The 13,581-nt window shown below is 71.5% G+C and carries 14 protein-coding genes and 1 pseudogene; 6 read left to right on the top strand and 9 right to left on the bottom strand.

The window, feature by feature from the left end:
* The 3 genes from C7C46_RS25205 to C7C46_RS25195 all read right to left on the bottom strand — a co-directional run.
* The coding region (locus C7C46_RS25205) for a condensation domain-containing protein (protein ID WP_245984861.1) at positions 1-1,003 on the bottom strand (1,003 nt) is incomplete at its 3' end.
* Positions 1,000-2,862, bottom strand: coding sequence for a non-ribosomal peptide synthetase (locus C7C46_RS25200; protein WP_110672204.1), 1,863 nt, complete (start codon positions 2,860-2,862; stop codon positions 1,000-1,002). The genes C7C46_RS25200 and C7C46_RS25205, both read right to left, overlap by 4 nt.
* Positions 2,859-3,080 carry an MbtH family protein gene (locus C7C46_RS25195; RefSeq protein WP_110672211.1) on the bottom strand — a complete coding sequence of 74 codons (222 nt, stop codon included), beginning with the start codon at positions 3,078-3,080 and terminating at the stop codon, positions 2,859-2,861. The genes C7C46_RS25200 and C7C46_RS25195 overlap by 4 nt, the downstream gene beginning before the upstream one ends.
* 203 nt (positions 3,081-3,283) lie before the next feature.
* Here C7C46_RS25195 and ectB point away from each other — a divergent pair, with 203 nt between their 5' ends.
* From ectB to C7C46_RS25180, 3 genes are all read left to right on the top strand, one after another.
* On the top strand, positions 3,284-4,576 hold the full coding sequence (gene ectB, locus C7C46_RS25190; RefSeq protein ID WP_110672203.1) for a diaminobutyrate--2-oxoglutarate transaminase: 1,293 nt from the start codon (positions 3,284-3,286) through the stop codon (positions 4,574-4,576).
* A gap of 297 nt (positions 4,577-4,873) precedes the next feature.
* The gene (locus C7C46_RS37410) at positions 4,874-7,306 is read left to right on the top strand and encodes an alkaline phosphatase family protein (RefSeq protein WP_110672202.1); all 2,433 of its coding nucleotides are present in this window, start codon (positions 4,874-4,876) and stop codon (positions 7,304-7,306) included.
* A gap of 74 nt (positions 7,307-7,380) precedes the next feature.
* On the top strand, positions 7,381-8,160 hold the full coding sequence (locus C7C46_RS25180) for a GntR family transcriptional regulator (protein WP_110672201.1): 780 nt from the start codon (positions 7,381-7,383) through the stop codon (positions 8,158-8,160).
* A 7-nt stretch (positions 8,161-8,167) separates the two neighbouring features.
* Here the strand turns inward: C7C46_RS25180 and C7C46_RS25175 are convergent, their stop codons facing one another.
* The 3 genes from C7C46_RS25175 to C7C46_RS25165 all read right to left on the bottom strand — a co-directional run bounded on the left by C7C46_RS25175 (position 8,168) and on the right by C7C46_RS25165 (position 9,656).
* Entirely contained in the window at positions 8,168-8,539 is a 372-nt protein-coding gene (locus C7C46_RS25175; protein ID WP_245984857.1) for a hypothetical protein, read from the bottom strand.
* Positions 8,540-8,613: 74 nt separating this feature from the next.
* Positions 8,614-8,826, bottom strand: coding sequence for a DUF397 domain-containing protein (locus C7C46_RS25170; protein ID WP_110672209.1), 213 nt, complete (start codon positions 8,824-8,826; stop codon positions 8,614-8,616).
* Positions 8,805-9,656: a helix-turn-helix domain-containing protein gene (locus tag C7C46_RS25165; protein WP_146259203.1), complete on the bottom strand. Its 852-nt coding sequence runs from the start codon at positions 9,654-9,656 to the stop codon at positions 8,805-8,807. The genes C7C46_RS25170 and C7C46_RS25165 overlap by 22 nt, the downstream gene beginning before the upstream one ends.
* 363 nt (positions 9,657-10,019) lie before the next feature.
* Here C7C46_RS25165 and C7C46_RS25160 point away from each other — a divergent pair, with 363 nt between their 5' ends.
* Complete coding sequence (locus C7C46_RS25160; protein ID WP_146259202.1) at positions 10,020-10,220, top strand: hypothetical protein; 201 nt, start codon at positions 10,020-10,022, stop codon at positions 10,218-10,220.
* 170 nt (positions 10,221-10,390) lie between these two features.
* On the opposite strand, the pseudogene C7C46_RS25155 reads toward C7C46_RS25160, so the two are convergent.
* From C7C46_RS25155 to C7C46_RS25145, 3 genes and pseudogenes are all read right to left on the bottom strand, one after another.
* A pseudogene (locus C7C46_RS25155) lies at positions 10,391-11,101 on the bottom strand (VOC family protein); the annotation flags it as partial.
* Positions 11,102-11,228: 127 nt separating this feature from the next.
* Complete coding sequence (locus C7C46_RS25150; RefSeq protein ID WP_110672198.1) at positions 11,229-11,774, bottom strand: CYTH domain-containing protein; 546 nt, start codon at positions 11,772-11,774, stop codon at positions 11,229-11,231.
* Positions 11,771-12,157 (bottom strand): RidA family protein, encoded by a 387-nt coding sequence (locus C7C46_RS25145; protein WP_110672208.1) that lies wholly within the window; start codon positions 12,155-12,157, stop codon positions 11,771-11,773. Before C7C46_RS25145 ends, C7C46_RS25150 begins: the two co-directional genes overlap by 4 nt.
* A 216-nt stretch (positions 12,158-12,373) precedes the next feature.
* Here C7C46_RS25145 and C7C46_RS25140 point away from each other — a divergent pair, with 216 nt between their 5' ends.
* Positions 12,374-12,892, top strand: coding sequence for a MarR family winged helix-turn-helix transcriptional regulator (locus C7C46_RS25140; RefSeq protein ID WP_110672197.1), 519 nt, complete (start codon positions 12,374-12,376; stop codon positions 12,890-12,892).
* A gap of 152 nt (positions 12,893-13,044) precedes the next feature.
* A complete protein-coding gene (locus C7C46_RS25135; protein WP_110672196.1) occupies positions 13,045-13,509 on the top strand; it encodes a hypothetical protein in 465 nt (154 codons plus the stop codon).
* Positions 13,510-13,581 lie beyond the last annotated feature (72 nt).

The following is a 13,581-nucleotide window of genomic DNA, read 5'->3' as shown; positions in this document are numbered from 1 at the left end:
CGAAGAAGCCGATCAGCTCGCGGACCTCGGCCCGGGTGCGTCCGGCCACCGGCGAGCCGACCGTCACGTCGGTGCGCCCGGCGTGCCGGGCGAGCAGCAGCTGGAAGGCGGCCAGCAGCACCATGAACGGGGTGGCACCCCTGCTGCGGCCGAACTCGGCCAGGCTCCTGGCCAGTGCGGCGGGGACGGTGAAGGCGTGCAGCGCGCCGGCCGGGTCGAAGACGGCCGGGCGGGGCCGGTCGGCGGCCAGCTCCAGCGCCTCGGCGCCGGCCAGCTGCTCGCGCCAGTAGGCCAGGTGCCCGGCCAGCGCGGCCTCGGCGCCGGGGCGGCGCTGCCAGCTCGCGAAGTCGCCGTACTGGATCGCCGGCGCGGCCGGCAGCCGGCCGTCCCCCTCGGTGAACGTCCGGTAGAGCTGGTCGAGTTCGCGGGCCAGCAGCCCGGCCGAGGCACCGTCGAAGGCGATGTGGTGGAAGATCAGCAGCAGCACGTGGTGCTGGTCGGTGAAGCGCACCAGCTCGGCCCGCACCGGCCCGCGCCCGCCCAGGTCGAACGGGGTGCGCGCCTGGGCGTCGACCAGCTCGGCCAGCCGGCGCTCGCCCAGGTCCTGGTCCGGCTCGCCGAGGTCGACCAGCGTGAAGTCCAGTTCCCCGGCCGGCAGCGGCAGTTGGCCGGGCACCGAGTCGCACTCCTGGTAGCGGGTGCGCAGCACCTCGTGCCGCTGCAGCAGCGCGTCCAGCGCGCGGCGCAGCGCGGGCACGTCCAGCGGCCCGTCCAACCGCCAGCCGATCGGCACCACGTACTCGGCGGTGCCCGGTCGCAGGTTCTCCAGCAGCCAGAGCCGCTGCTGGGCGAAGGAGAGCGGCAGCGGCCCCTGCCGCGGGGCTCTGGGGATCGTGTCGAGGGGCGCGGCGGTGCCGCGGCCCGTGGCCAGCAGCCGCTCCAGCAGCGCCCGGCGCTGGTCGCCCGGGTCGAGGGCGGCGGGTCCGGTGGGCAGCGCGGTCATCCCTCGCTCACCTGCGTCAGCATCGACTCCACCTCGGTATCGGATAGTTGGGCGACATGGTCGGTGAGGGCCCGGAGCAGCTCGGCGGCCAGCCGGGTGACGGTGGGGTGCTCGAAGACCGCGCTGACCGGCAGCTCGACCGGGAACCGCTCGCAGAGCAGCGCCACCACCTGGGTGGCCAGCAGCGAGTGCCCGCCGAGCTCGAAGAAGTCGTCGTCGGCCGCGACGGCGCCGACCTCCAGCAGTTCCTGCCAGACCTCGGCTACGGCCTGCTCCAGCGGGCCGTCGGGGGCCGGGCGGGCGTCGTCGGTGGCGGTGGCGGTGGGGGCCGGGGCCGGCAGAGCCGCCCGGTCGATCTTGCCGTTGGAGGTCAGCGGCAGCTCGTCCAGCCGGACCCAGGCGGTCGGCACCAGGTAGTCGGGCAGCCGGTCGCGCAGGTAGGCGCGCAGCGGTGCGCCGACCGGCTCGCCCAGCGCCTCGGTCACGGTGACGTGGCCGACCAGCTGCTTGTCCCCGGCCGGGGTGCGGTGCACGGTCACCACCGCGGAGCGCACCTCGGGGTGGGTGCCGAGTGCGGCCTCGATCTCGCCGAGCTCCACCCGGTGGCCGAGGATCTTGACCTGCTGGTCCGCCCGCCCGACGTAGTGCAGGGTGCCGTCGGCGTCCCGGCGGGCCAGGTCGCCGGTGCGGTAGCGGCGTGCGCCCGGCTCGGCGGCCTGCGGGTCGGGGACGAAGCGCTCGGCGGTCAACGCCGGGCGGCCCAGGTAGCCGCGGGCCACCACCGGGCCGCCGATCACCAGTTCGCCGCACTCGCCGGCCGGCACCGGGTCGCCGTGCTGGTCGAGGACGGCCGCGGTGGTGTCCGGGACGGGGGTGCCGATCGGCACCGCGCCCAGCGTCTCGGCCTCGGTGACGCCGCGCCGCACGACGCAGAAGACGGTGGTCTCGGTCGGCCCGTAGACGTTGCTCAGCTCCACGCCCTGCGCCAGCACCGCCCGGGCCTCGGTCGGCGCCAGCACGTCGCCGCCGACCAGCACCCGGCGCACCGTGGCGAAGGCCGTCTCCCGGGTGCGCACCACGTGCTGGAACAGCCCCGCGGTCAGCAGCACCAGGGTGACGCCGTGCGCCCGTATCGCCGCCTCGACCGCGGCCGCGCTGGGGATCCCGGCCGGCATGATCGCCACCCGGGCGCCGCTGCACAGCGTCGCCCACAGCTCGAAGGTGGCCGCGTCGAAGGAGAGCGAGGCCACGTGCAGCACCACCTCGCCGGCGTCCAGGTCGGCGAACCGGCCCCGGCGCACCAGCTGGTGGACGTTGCGGTGGGTCACGCCGACCGCCTTGGGCCGGCCGGTGGACCCGGAGGTGTACATCACGTACGCCAGGTCCGCCGCCGTGGCCGTGCTCGCGGGTGCGTCGGTCGGCCGGTCGGCCGCGGCCGCCCCGTCCGGGGCCAGCAGCACCGTCGGGCGGTCGGCCAGGCCCGGGTGGTCCGCGTACTCGGGCTGCACCAGCACGAGTTCGGCGCCGGAGTCGGCCAGCATGAAGGCCAGCCGGTCGGCCGGGTACTCCGGGTCCAGCGGCAGGTAGTGGCCGCCTGCCTTGAGCACCGCGAGCAGCGCGACCACCATCTCGGGCCCGCGCACCGCGCAGACCCCGACCGCGCTGCCCGGCCGCACCCCGAACTCCCGCAGCAGGTGCGCCAACTGGTTGGCCCTGGTGTCCAGCTCCCGGTAGCTGACTTTCAGTTCGCCGTACTCCAGGGCAACCGCCCCGGGCCTTGCGGCCGCCTGCTCGGCGAACAGCTCATGCACGCACCACCGCGGCGGCGTGGCGGTGGCCTGGCCGACCGTGGTCCTCATGCGCCCTGGCTCGCCTGCTCCATGCGCCGACGCAGGCTCAGCGGACGCATGTCCGTCCAGACCCGGTCGATGTGGTCCAGGCACTCCTGCCTCGTGCCCTCGGTGCCCTCGCGGGTCCAGCCCGCGGGAACCTCCCGCTCGGCCAGCCAGATCGAGTACTGCTCCTCGTCGTTGAGCACCACGTAGTAGGTGCGTTCGTCGGTGTCCTCGTCCGCCATGTCCGCCTCCTCGGCGTGCCGGTGGCCGGCCTGGTGGGCCGGCGTCGCTGACCGCAAGCCTGGTCTGCGGGCGCGCCCCGCCATAGGGAAGAACCGGCGCAGGATCACGCAGTCAGCGGTGCCGCAAGGACTGCCGGTCCTTCTCTGTCGCGCCGGGCCGGGGCGGCGCAGGCTGGCCGCATCTCCCCCGAAAGGACCCGCGCATGCCCTTCGACGCCGACACCCTCACCGCGTTCGCGGCGCCCGGCCGATCCGCCGTGTTCGACACCATGGAGGCCGAAGTCCGGCTCTACTGCCGCAAGTTCCCGGTGGTCTTCGACCGGGCCAAGGGTGCCGAGCTGTTCACCGAGGACGGCCGGGTGTTCCTGGACTTCTTCTGCGGCGCCGGAGCCCTCAACTACGGGCACAACCCGGAGCCGGTCAAGCGCCGGATCGCCGACTACCTGGCCGGCGACGGGATCAGCCACGGGCTGGACATGTTCACCGTGGCCAAGCGGGAGTTCCTGGCCCGGCTCGACCAGGTGGTGCTGCACCCGCGCGGCCTGGACCACAAGGTGCAGTTCTGCGGACCGACCGGCACCAACGCGGTGGAGGCGGCGCTCAAGCTGGCCCGCAAGGCGACCGGGCGGCAGGGCGTGGTCTCGTTCGCCGGCGGCTTCCACGGCATGTCGCAGGGCGCCCTCGCGGTGACCGGCAGCCGCTCGGCCCGCCGGGCCGGGGGCCTGTCGCCGCAGGAGGTGGCCTTCGTGCCGTTCGAGGACGGCCCGCTGGGACCGTTCGACTCGATCGGCTACCTGGAGCGGATGCTCGCCGACCCGTCCTCGGGCCTGGAGCTGCCGGCCGCGGTGATCGTCGAGCCGGTGCAGCTGGAGGGCGGCGTCTACCCGGCCTCGGCCGACTGGCTGCGCCGGCTGGCCGAACTGACTGAGCATCACGGGGCTTTGCTGATCGCCGATGAGATCCAGTCCGGCTGCGGGCGGACCGGCACCTTCTTCGCCTTCGAGCAGGCCGGCGTGGTGCCGGACCTGGTCACCGTCTCGAAGTCCATCGGCGGCTACGGCCTGCCGCTCTCGCTGCTGCTGATCCGCCGCGAGCTGGACGTCTGGGCGCCCGGCGAGCACACCGGCACCTTCCGCGGCAACCAGCTCGCCTTCGTGGCCGCCACCGCGGCGCTGGACTACTGGGAGCAGCCTGCCTTCCACGCCGACCTGGCCGCCGCCACCGAGCGGCTGCAGGGGTTCGGGGCCGAGTCGGCCGCGCTGCTGCCGGGGCTGGCGGTGCGCGGGCGGGGCATGGTGCTGGGCCTGGACCTGGCCGCGATCGGCGGCGCGGAGCGCGCCGCCCGGGTGCAGCGGTACTGCTTCGAGCACGGGCTGATCGTCGAACTGGCCGGGCGCCACGACGAGGTGGTCAAGGTGATGCCACCGCTGACGATCGATCAGCACCGCCTGAGCCAGGGCCTTGCGGTGCTGCGCGAGGCCCTGCTGGCCGGCTGAACGGGCCGACGGAGGCTGAGCTGCGCGTTGGACATCCGAGGGACCGTCAGGGCCGTTGCCGGCAGGCAGCGGCCCTTTCGCATGCGCCGTCGCGCGCTCCTTCGCCCAGCTCTTCGGTGGCGCCGGGCGGGGTACCCCTGCGTTCGCCAGACCGACGCCAGTTGTCTAACCAACTGACCAGTGAATGCCCACCGGCGGGCCAACAATCCCCTCGTGCGCAATTGGGCTAGCCCAATTGCGGCGACCGCGTGAGACATCCCCCTCATGAGACATCCCCTCAGCAGAAGGACGCCCGCCATGAGTCGGTCCGCCCTCCCGTCCCCCTCCTCCCCCAGGCGCGGTGCCACCGCCGCCGTCACCACCGCCCTGCTCGCCCTCGCGGCCCCGCTGGTCACGCTCACCCCGCAGCCCGCCTCCGCCGCCACCCAGAGCGCCAACCTGCTGCTCAACGGCAGTGCGGAGACCTCGCAGTGCAGCAACGGCGGCTGGGAGGAGACCACCGTCCCCGGCTGGCAGCTGACCTCGGGCGACCCGGTGATCAACTGCTACGGCGTGCCCACCGGCGCCGCCACCACCACCCCGGGCTCACCGACCAAGGGCGGCGCCTACTTCCAGGGCGGCTCACGCGGCTCCTCCGAGATGACCCAGGTCACCGACGTCTCTTCGGCCGCCACCGCGATCGACGCGGGCGGCGTGCACGCCACCGCCTCCGGCTGGCTGGGCGGTGTGGGCAGCTACGACGACGCGGCCGCGGTGACCATCACCTACCGCTCCGCCTCCGGCGCCTCGCTCGGCACCTCCGCGATCGCCCCCGTGCTGGCCGCCGGCCGCTCCAGCACCACCTCGTTCGTGCAGCGCAGCACCACCGGCGCGGTGCCGGCAGGCACCCGGTCGATCCTGACCGCCGTCGACTTCACCATGACCGGCACCCAGAACGACGGCATGGCCGACGACCTCTCGCTCACCCTGGACACCCCGGTCACCGCACCGACCCTGACCGTGCCGGCCTCCACCGTCCCGGGCTACGACCACGTGTTCTTCGTGATGATGGAGAACAACAACTACTCGGCCGGCTCCAACACGGTGGACGGCGGCGCGGGCGTGATCGGCAACTCGGCCGCGCCGTACATCAACAACACCCTGGTCCCGATGGGTTCGCTGCTGACGAACTACCACGCGGGCACCCACAACTCGGACCCGAACTACGAGCAGGTCGCGTTCGGCAACTCCTACGGCCGCAGCGTCCACTCGACCCCGGGCTCGAACTGCATCACCGACCCGGCCTGCACCGCGACCAACAACGGCCTGGGCGACAACCTGGACGCGGCCGGCAAGAGCTGGAAGGAGTACGTGCAGAGCCAGACCAGCAACTGCCAGACCACCAGCAGCGGCCAGTACGAGAACGACGACGTGCCGTTCTACTACGCCGCGAAGATGAAGAACGACAACGCCTACTGCCAGGCGCACTGGCAGCCGCTGCCCCAACTGCTGGGCACCGACCTCAGCTCCACCGCCACCACCCCCGACTTCGTCTGGGCGGACGCCGACTCCTGCAACGACATGGAGAACTGCGGCATCGGGGCCGGTGACACCTGGCTCTCGCAGACGCTGCCGACCATCTTCAACTCCCCGGCCTGGACCCAGCAGAGGTCGCTGCTGATCGTCAGCTGGGACGAGGACGGCGCCAACTCGCCCGGCGGCTTCGGCCCCGGCCAGACCAACCAGGTCGCCACCATCGTGGTCGGCTCGCAGGGCACGGTGCAGGCGGGCTACCAGGACGCGAACCGGTACGACCACTACAGCACCGCCCGCACCATCGAGGGCGCGCTCGGCCTGACCGCCACCATGACCAACAACGACAAGTGGGCCACCCCGTACAACGAGGTGTTCGCCACCCCGTCCCCCGTGACCGCCGCCAACCCCGGCGCGCAGAACGGCACCGTCGGCACGCCCGCCTCGCTGCAGCTCACCGGCACGGACAGCAACCCGGGCCAGAGCCTGAGCTGGACCGCCACCGGCCTGCCGACCGGACTCTCCGTCAGCAGCTCCGGCCTGGTCTCCGGCACCCCGACCACCGCGGGCAGCTACTCGGTGACCGCCACCGCCTCGGACAGCACCGGCGCGACCGGCTCGGCCGGTTTCGTCTGGACCGTGGCCCCGGCGGCGGGTTCGACCTGGTCGGTGCCGATCGCCAACCCCGGTGCGGAGACCGGCGCCTGCGGCACCGGCAGCGGCGGCCACCAGGCCCAGGGCTGGACCGCCACCAGCAACCTGCCGCAGCAGGTCTGCTACGGCGCGCCGAGCTACCCGGTCACCTCGCAGGGCCCGAAGGCGCCGGAGACCCCGGGCGCCGCGTTCTTCGACGGCGGGCCGTACGCCTCCTCGCAGATGACCCAGACGGTCAGCGTCTCCAGCCAGGCCTCGAAGATCGCCACCGGAACCCTGCCCTACTCGCTGTCCGGATGGATCGGCGGCTACAGCAGCCAGGGTGACAGCGCGAACGTGGTGGCCACCTTCCTGAACGCCTCCGGCACCTCGCTCGGCACCGCGTCCCTGGCCACGGTCACTCCGGCGATGCGCGGCAACCAGACCGTGCTGCTGCACGAGACGGCCACCGGCACGGTCCCGGCGGGCACCGCGTCGGTGAAGTTCACGGCCACCTTCCAGCGCTCCGCGGGCACGGACGACGACGGGTATCTGGACGACCTGTCGATGACCTTCGGCAGCTGAGTCCACAGGGTGCGCGGTGCCCCGGCGGCCCGACGGTTGCCGGGGCACCGCACACCCTCCTATACGCTCGCTCGGTGAGCAGCCTCCCCGCCGAACCCGTCCGCGCCCCGGCGCCGCTTGCCGCGGTCCGTTCAGGAGTGCCGGAGCACGGGGAGCCGCCCAAGTACTTCCAGGTCAAGCAGAAGATCGACGCGGTCCTGGAGGAACTCGGCCCCGGCGCCACGCTCCCCACCGAGCGCCAGTTCGCCGACCGCTTCGGGGTCTCCCGGATGACGGTCCGCCAGGCCATCCGCGAACTGCGCCTGGAGGGCCGGGTCCAGCGCAGCGGCCGCTCCACCGTGGCGGGCCGGCCCAAGCTGGTCCAGCCCCTCACCCTGGCCAGCTACACCGAGGGTGTCCGCAGCCAGGGCCGCCGACCGGGCCGCGAACTCATCATCCTGGAGCGCCTCCCCGCCGACGCCGCCCTGGCCACCGGCCTGCGCATCGAGCTCGGCGCGCCGGTCTTCCATCTGGAACGCCTGCTGCTGGCCGACGAGGAACGGGTGGGACTGGAGAGCACCTACCTCTCCGCGGCCCGCTTCCCCACCCTGATCGACGAGTTCGACCCCAGCACCTCGCTCTACGCCTACCTGCGCGGCACCGGCGTGGTCCTCGCCGACGCGGACGAGCGGATCGAAACCGTCCTGGGCTCCCCGCGCGAGGTCCAACTCATCGGCACCACCCCGGCCCTGCCCATGCTCCTGCTCAGCCGCGTCACCCGGGACCGCCAGGGCGAGCCGGTCGAGTGCGTCCGCTCCCTCTACCGCGGCGACCGGTTCTCCTTCACCGCCCATCTGACGGCGGAGGAGGACTGACAGCGACTCAGAGGCTCTGCTCGATCCGCTCGAAGATGTCACTGTCCGTCTCCCGCTGCCACGCCGGAAGGTCCTCCCAGTCCGCGACATAACCAGGCTTCGGATCCTCGAAGTGCCGGTAGATCTGAGCGGTCCAGCACAGCGCCACGAACCGCCCCTTCTGCTCCCGGGAGAGCTTGGAGGCACCGCCTTCGGACAGCCGCACGAGGTCCGCCACCAGCTGGTGCACGGCAGCAGCCGACGCCCGCTCCCACGCGGGAGTTTGGGCCCACGGCACGACATAGCCGGCCTTCGGCTCCCCGGGGAAGTGCTTCTTGACGCCCTCCACCCACAGCTCGCGGAAGAACTCGCCGGGCTCCAGTGCGGTCGTGTCAGTCACGATGCTCCTTGGCAACTCGTCAGCCCAGGCGGGGGTAGGTCTCCAGGATGCCATGCGGCACACCTGATGGGAGCTCAGACGGCTTCGAAGGTACCGGCTCTGACCCCATCGACGAAGAAGGCGAAGGATGCGGCCGGGAACACCAGGGCCGGGCCATCGGGATCCTTCGAATCGCGCACAGGCATCACGCCGGCATAGCCGTCCGCAACCTCCACGCAGCCACCAGACCCGTTGCTGTAGGTGCTCTTTCGCCAAAGGGCGGCGGTCAGATCAAGGTAGTCCTGCATGACCGTTCGAACTCCCTCCGCGCCCCCCGGACAGCCTCCAGGGACGCAGCTCGCGACAGCGCCTCCACTTGCAGCCGATCGTAGTCGCCGGCCCAGGTGGCAACGGTCTCAGGATCCCGTTCGAGATAGCCGCGCTTGGCCGACTCCGTGTAGCCCAGCATGGTTCGATTCGGAGTGGTCAGCAGGACGATCGAGTGAGCAAAGGGGTGCTCGGCGCCGAGCGAGTACGGTGCGATCTGGATCACGGCATTGGGCCGCTCCGCCAAGTCCTCCAGCTTCTGCAACTGTCGCAACATGACCTCCGGTCCACCGATCGACCGATGCAAGCAGCTCTCGTCCAGTACTGCCTGAACCGTCGGCGGCCGGGTTCGAGCCAAGCATCGCTGACGCGTCAGCAGCATCTTCACCCGCTCATTCGCCTGCACCTGGGTTGCTCGACCGCGCCGGACGTTTCCGGATTCCCAGGCAACCGCATACTCCTCGGCTTGGAACATGCCGGGGATCATCCTGAACTCCACCAGACGGATGGCTACAGCTTCAGCTTCCTTGCCGATGAACTCACTGAATCCCTCGATGAAAGAGTTGAGTTGAAGCTGGCGCCACATCAGTTCAAGCATCCCGCCCGTCTTCAGCTTCTCGTCAACCAACCTGCGGAACTTCGGGCTCGGCGGCCGCTTGGCGAGCTCGACGCTGGAGATGTAGGCACCGGAGTAGTTGATCAGAACGCCGAGTTCAACCTGCGTCAGTCCTCGCGTCGCCCGAGCCTGCCTGAGCAGAACAGCCCATGCAGCCAGGACTGATGACGATGGGTCAACTGTTCGACGGTTCATGAGCACTCCAACTCAACCTCAGTCAGGTGGCGAATTGAACTGCTTCCGATCGTAGCCTGACGCGGCAATCCTTAGTAGCGGAACGGTCACGGAGCGCTGTCGCCCCGATGTCCGTCGCCCTGCCGTCCTCCGAATGGAAGCGAACCGCCCGAAATGGATGTGCGCCGTGCGGTCCAGCGCCTGAAGGCCGCTCTACCGCTCCCGCCGCAGGCCACCGGACACCGGATGGCCCTGGCGAGGGCGATCCGCGAAACCTGGCGGCATTGGCCACCCCTGGGCGGCATGCCGGATGGCCCGCACGCAGCCCGCACCTGTCCTCTCGACTGGCCCAGCTGCCCATACTGCAAGGTGAGTTGAAAGACCGTGAACACCAAGAAAAGCCGCATGACCCTGCACGTCTACCGGATCAGCCCCGACGGCGCCCGGACCGACCTCGGCACCGAGGAGATCACCGCCACCGAGCCCTACGACGGCTTCGGCCCCGCCTACGAACTCCCCTGCCGGTGCGCGCGCTGCATCCCCGCCAACAGCGACCGCCCCGACTCGACCGGAGCAGTCGCGTGACCGAGCTCCCGCCCCCAGCCCCCGGCCCGGACTGCCCCACCTGCGCCACGTTCCAGGACCTCCGCACCGCCGAGCCCCGCACCTCCGCAGCGACCGACATCCGCGTCCTCTGGCGCCGGCATCAGGCCACCGACCACGGGATCACCGTCCCCGGAGTGCGGATCTGACCGCCGCACGGAGAACTCGTTGCCGTCGGGGTCGACCATCAGCACCTTGTCCGCATCGCCCCCGCCAATGTCGGTGCGCGTCGCGCCGAGCGAGATCAGGCGGTCTACCTCGGCCTCCCAGTCGGCGTCGTCGGGGAGGCGGAGGTCGAAGAACAGCCGGTTCGTACCCGTCTTCGGCGCCACCGGAGGGCCACCCCACGTGATCTTCGTGCCGCCGTTCGGCGATTGGATCGCGGTCTCCTGGTCCTGGTCCCAGACGAGCGGCCACCCCAGCGCCTGGCTCCAGAAGTAACCGACCTCCTGCGTACCGTCGCAGGCCAGCGCTCCGATGAAGCCGGTGTCGGCGAGGAACTTGTTGCCCGCCTCGATCACGCAGAACTCGTTGCCGTCTGGATCGGCGAGCACCACATGTCCCTCTTCCGGGAGTTGGCCCACGTCGATGTGTTGGCCGCCGAGTTCGAGCGCCCTGGCCACCGTCTGCTGCTGATCCTCCCGGGAGGTGCTCGTCAGGTCGAAGTGCGCCCGGTTCTGGCCGACCGTGGGCTCCTGACTCGGCAGGAAACGGATGCGGAACCCGCCGGGATCAGGGGGCAGGATCGCGATGTCGTCGTCCGGACCGTCGGCCAACTCCCAGCCCAGCACCCCGGACCAGAACCGCGCCAGGGCCGCCGGCCGGGTCGCGTTGAAGCAGATCGCGAACAGTTGACTGCTCATACCCCGTGCATCTCCGATCCACTGACAGTCGATACGGCGCCCACCCACCGCAGACGGAGCCTAGGGGTGCCATCCGGCACCCGCATCCGAGTTTGTGCGGGGTGACAGGCGCCGCGAGTCGACATGGTCAGCCTCCCGCGTCAGCGACCCCGTACTCGGCCAGCCATGCGACCAGCTCCGCCCGTGAGGCACGGACGAGGCGGCCTCCAGTGAAGCGCGGGTCGTCGGTCACCTCGGCCACGCTCGCCGCCGGTGGCACGAAGGAGCGCGCCTCGTCGTCGGTGGCGAACTCGGCCTCGGCGAGCACCAGGCCGCGCAGGTGGCCCTCGAAGATGTCCACGCCCACCGGCGGCAGGCTGAGGCGGGTCTTGCTCAGCACGGCGCCCGGCAGGGTGGCGAGGAGGTCGTACTCGGCCTGCGACAGGTACGTGTTGGTGATCAGGCCCTGGACGGCGCCCGGCATGAAGGTGGGAATCTTCTGCGTGAGCTTGAGCTCGAACCCACCGGCGGGCAGCTCCACCCGCCGCAGTCGCAGCCGAGTCCCCGTCAGGTAGCGGTCCACGATCGCGCGTCGCTCCACCACCGCTCCCGGGTCCGGCGGACCGGGCAGCAGGAAGCGCCGCTCCCGCTCGACCAGGGCGTACTTGCCCGGACGGAGCGGCTCGCCGCTCACCGCCCTGCCAGGGCGTCGATCTCCACCCGGAACGCCGGGTGCACCAGGCCCGCCACCTGGACCAGCGAGCAGGCCGGCAGCCGCTCCGGGTCCAGGAACTCGTCACGCACCTGACGGAACGCCGGCAGGTCGGCCAGGTCCACCAGGAACACGGTCAGCTTCACCACGTCGGCGAACCCAACCCCCGCCGCCGCCAGCGCCACGCCCAGGTTCACGAAGACCTGGCGCAGCTGCGCGTCCGGGTCGCCCTCGCCCACCAGCTGTCCGTCCGCGTCCACCGGGACCTGGCCGGAGACGGCGACCATCGGACCGGTGAACGACACCGCGTGGCTGTAGCCGTTGACCGGCGGACTACCCGCCGGCCGAAGGTGATGCTGCATCAGGCCTCCCGTTCGCTTCCTGCTGATCAGTCTGACAGTTGCGCCCTCCGGCGCGTCCAGGATCCGGACCACCGTCAGAACCCCCCACGTCTCCGCGGAGCGCCTCCTGCGCGCCGTCGACCGTCGAGAAGCTGAACCCTGACGACCTGCGCGCCCCCTCCGCCCAGTCAGGCTCGCGGCGCCTTGACGCCCGAAGTAATTAGCTGCCATATTACTTGCATGACAAGGGGCGAGGCTGACGGCGAGCGGCCCACACTGGAGCAGGCCACCTGGCAACTGCGGCACTACGGCCTGGAGGTGGATCCGCAGGCGGTGCTGGTCGCGGTGCGGCTGATCTCCGCGGGCGCGAGGGTCGGCCGGGCGGCCGAGGCGCACTTCGCCAGGTTCGGGCTGTCGACGGGCCGCTACCGCCTGCTCTCGGACCTCGAAGGCCACGGGGGAGAGAAGTCCCCCTCGCAGCTGGCGGCCGACCTCGACGTCTCCAGGGCCACGGTCACCGGCCTGCTCGACGGGCTGGAGCGCGAGCAGTTGATCGCCAGGCGTCCGTCCACCGAGGACGGGCGCGGCACGGTCGCGGTCCTGACCGCGAGCGGTGCGCAGCGCCTGCGCGACATGGCGCCCGAGCATTTCGGGCGACTGGAGGCGATGGTGGCGGGGCTCAGCACCGAGGAGCGCACGGTGTTCCTGGACCTGCTCGCCCGTGTCGTGCACGGCAGTTCGGCCCTGACCGCCGACTGACCCGGCCACAGGGCCCGGGCTCTCATCCCATGGATGGGGGCCCTCTTTGCGCAGCAGTAATTAGGCAGCTAACTACTATGCGGGACAGGCGGGTCGGTAGTCCGGCCGAACCCTTTCGCCTTTCGGAACTCGAACGAGATGAAGAGGCCACGATGCTTGCAACGAACGACAGAACAGGCCCGAGCCGAGCGGCCGCCCGGCGGTTCACGCCGTGGCGCGAGATGCTGACCGCCTACGCCGCCCCCGCGTTGACGGCGGGCACCGCAGGAGTCCTCACCGGACAGGCGGACCTGACACTGGCGGCCTGCACCTCCATCGCCGGCACCTCCGCCGTGGTGGCGTTCCTGGTCGCCACCTGGCTTCAGCACGGCGGCCGGCCGCGACGCTGGACCACGGCCCTGCCGCGCCTCGTCCTGACCGTGCTGCTCGTCATCGTGACCGTAGCGGTGGCAGCGGGGCTGGGATGGCTCGCCGCCGAGTGGCTGCCGGCCCACACCCCGGTCCATACCGCCCGCCGGCTGCAACGACTGCGCATCGACCTGCCCGTCTCCGCCGCCCTCGCCACCACCATCGTCACCCTGCGCTGGCGCAGCACCATCGCCAAGCCCCGGCCGTAACCGATCCCGGCTGCGGACCGCCGGCTCCGGAGCCGACCGGACTCACCGCGGCGGCACCGGCTGCCGCGGCGG

The organism is Streptomyces tateyamensis (genome assembly GCF_003205575.1).
GTDB classification, from domain to species: domain Bacteria; phylum Actinomycetota; class Actinomycetes; order Streptomycetales; family Streptomycetaceae; genus Kitasatospora; species Kitasatospora tateyamensis.
This window is presented reverse-complemented; position numbering and strand designations above follow the sequence as displayed.

Bases quoted from the DNA above. Each gene is read 5' to 3' on its own strand.
- C7C46_RS25200 (WP_110672204.1), bottom strand. From the start codon at position 2,862: ATGAGGACCACGGTCGGCCAGGCCACCGCCACGCCGCCGCGGTGGTGC.
- C7C46_RS25195 (WP_110672211.1), bottom strand. From the start codon at position 3,080: ATGGCGGACGAGGACACCGACGAACGCACCTACTACGTGGTGCTCAAC.
- ectB (WP_110672203.1), top strand. From the start codon at position 3,284: ATGCCCTTCGACGCCGACACCCTCACCGCGTTCGCGGCGCCCGGCCGA.
- C7C46_RS37410 (WP_110672202.1), top strand. From the start codon at position 4,874: ATGAGTCGGTCCGCCCTCCCGTCCCCCTCCTCCCCCAGGCGCGGTGCC.
- C7C46_RS25170 (WP_110672209.1), bottom strand. From the start codon at position 8,826: ATGCAGGACTACCTTGATCTGACCGCCGCCCTTTGGCGAAAGAGCACC.
- C7C46_RS25165 (WP_146259203.1), bottom strand. From the start codon at position 9,656: ATGAACCGTCGAACAGTTGACCCATCGTCATCAGTCCTGGCTGCATGG.
- C7C46_RS25140 (WP_110672197.1), top strand. From the start codon at position 12,374: ATGACAAGGGGCGAGGCTGACGGCGAGCGGCCCACACTGGAGCAGGCC.
- C7C46_RS25135 (WP_110672196.1), top strand. From the start codon at position 13,045: ATGCTTGCAACGAACGACAGAACAGGCCCGAGCCGAGCGGCCGCCCGG.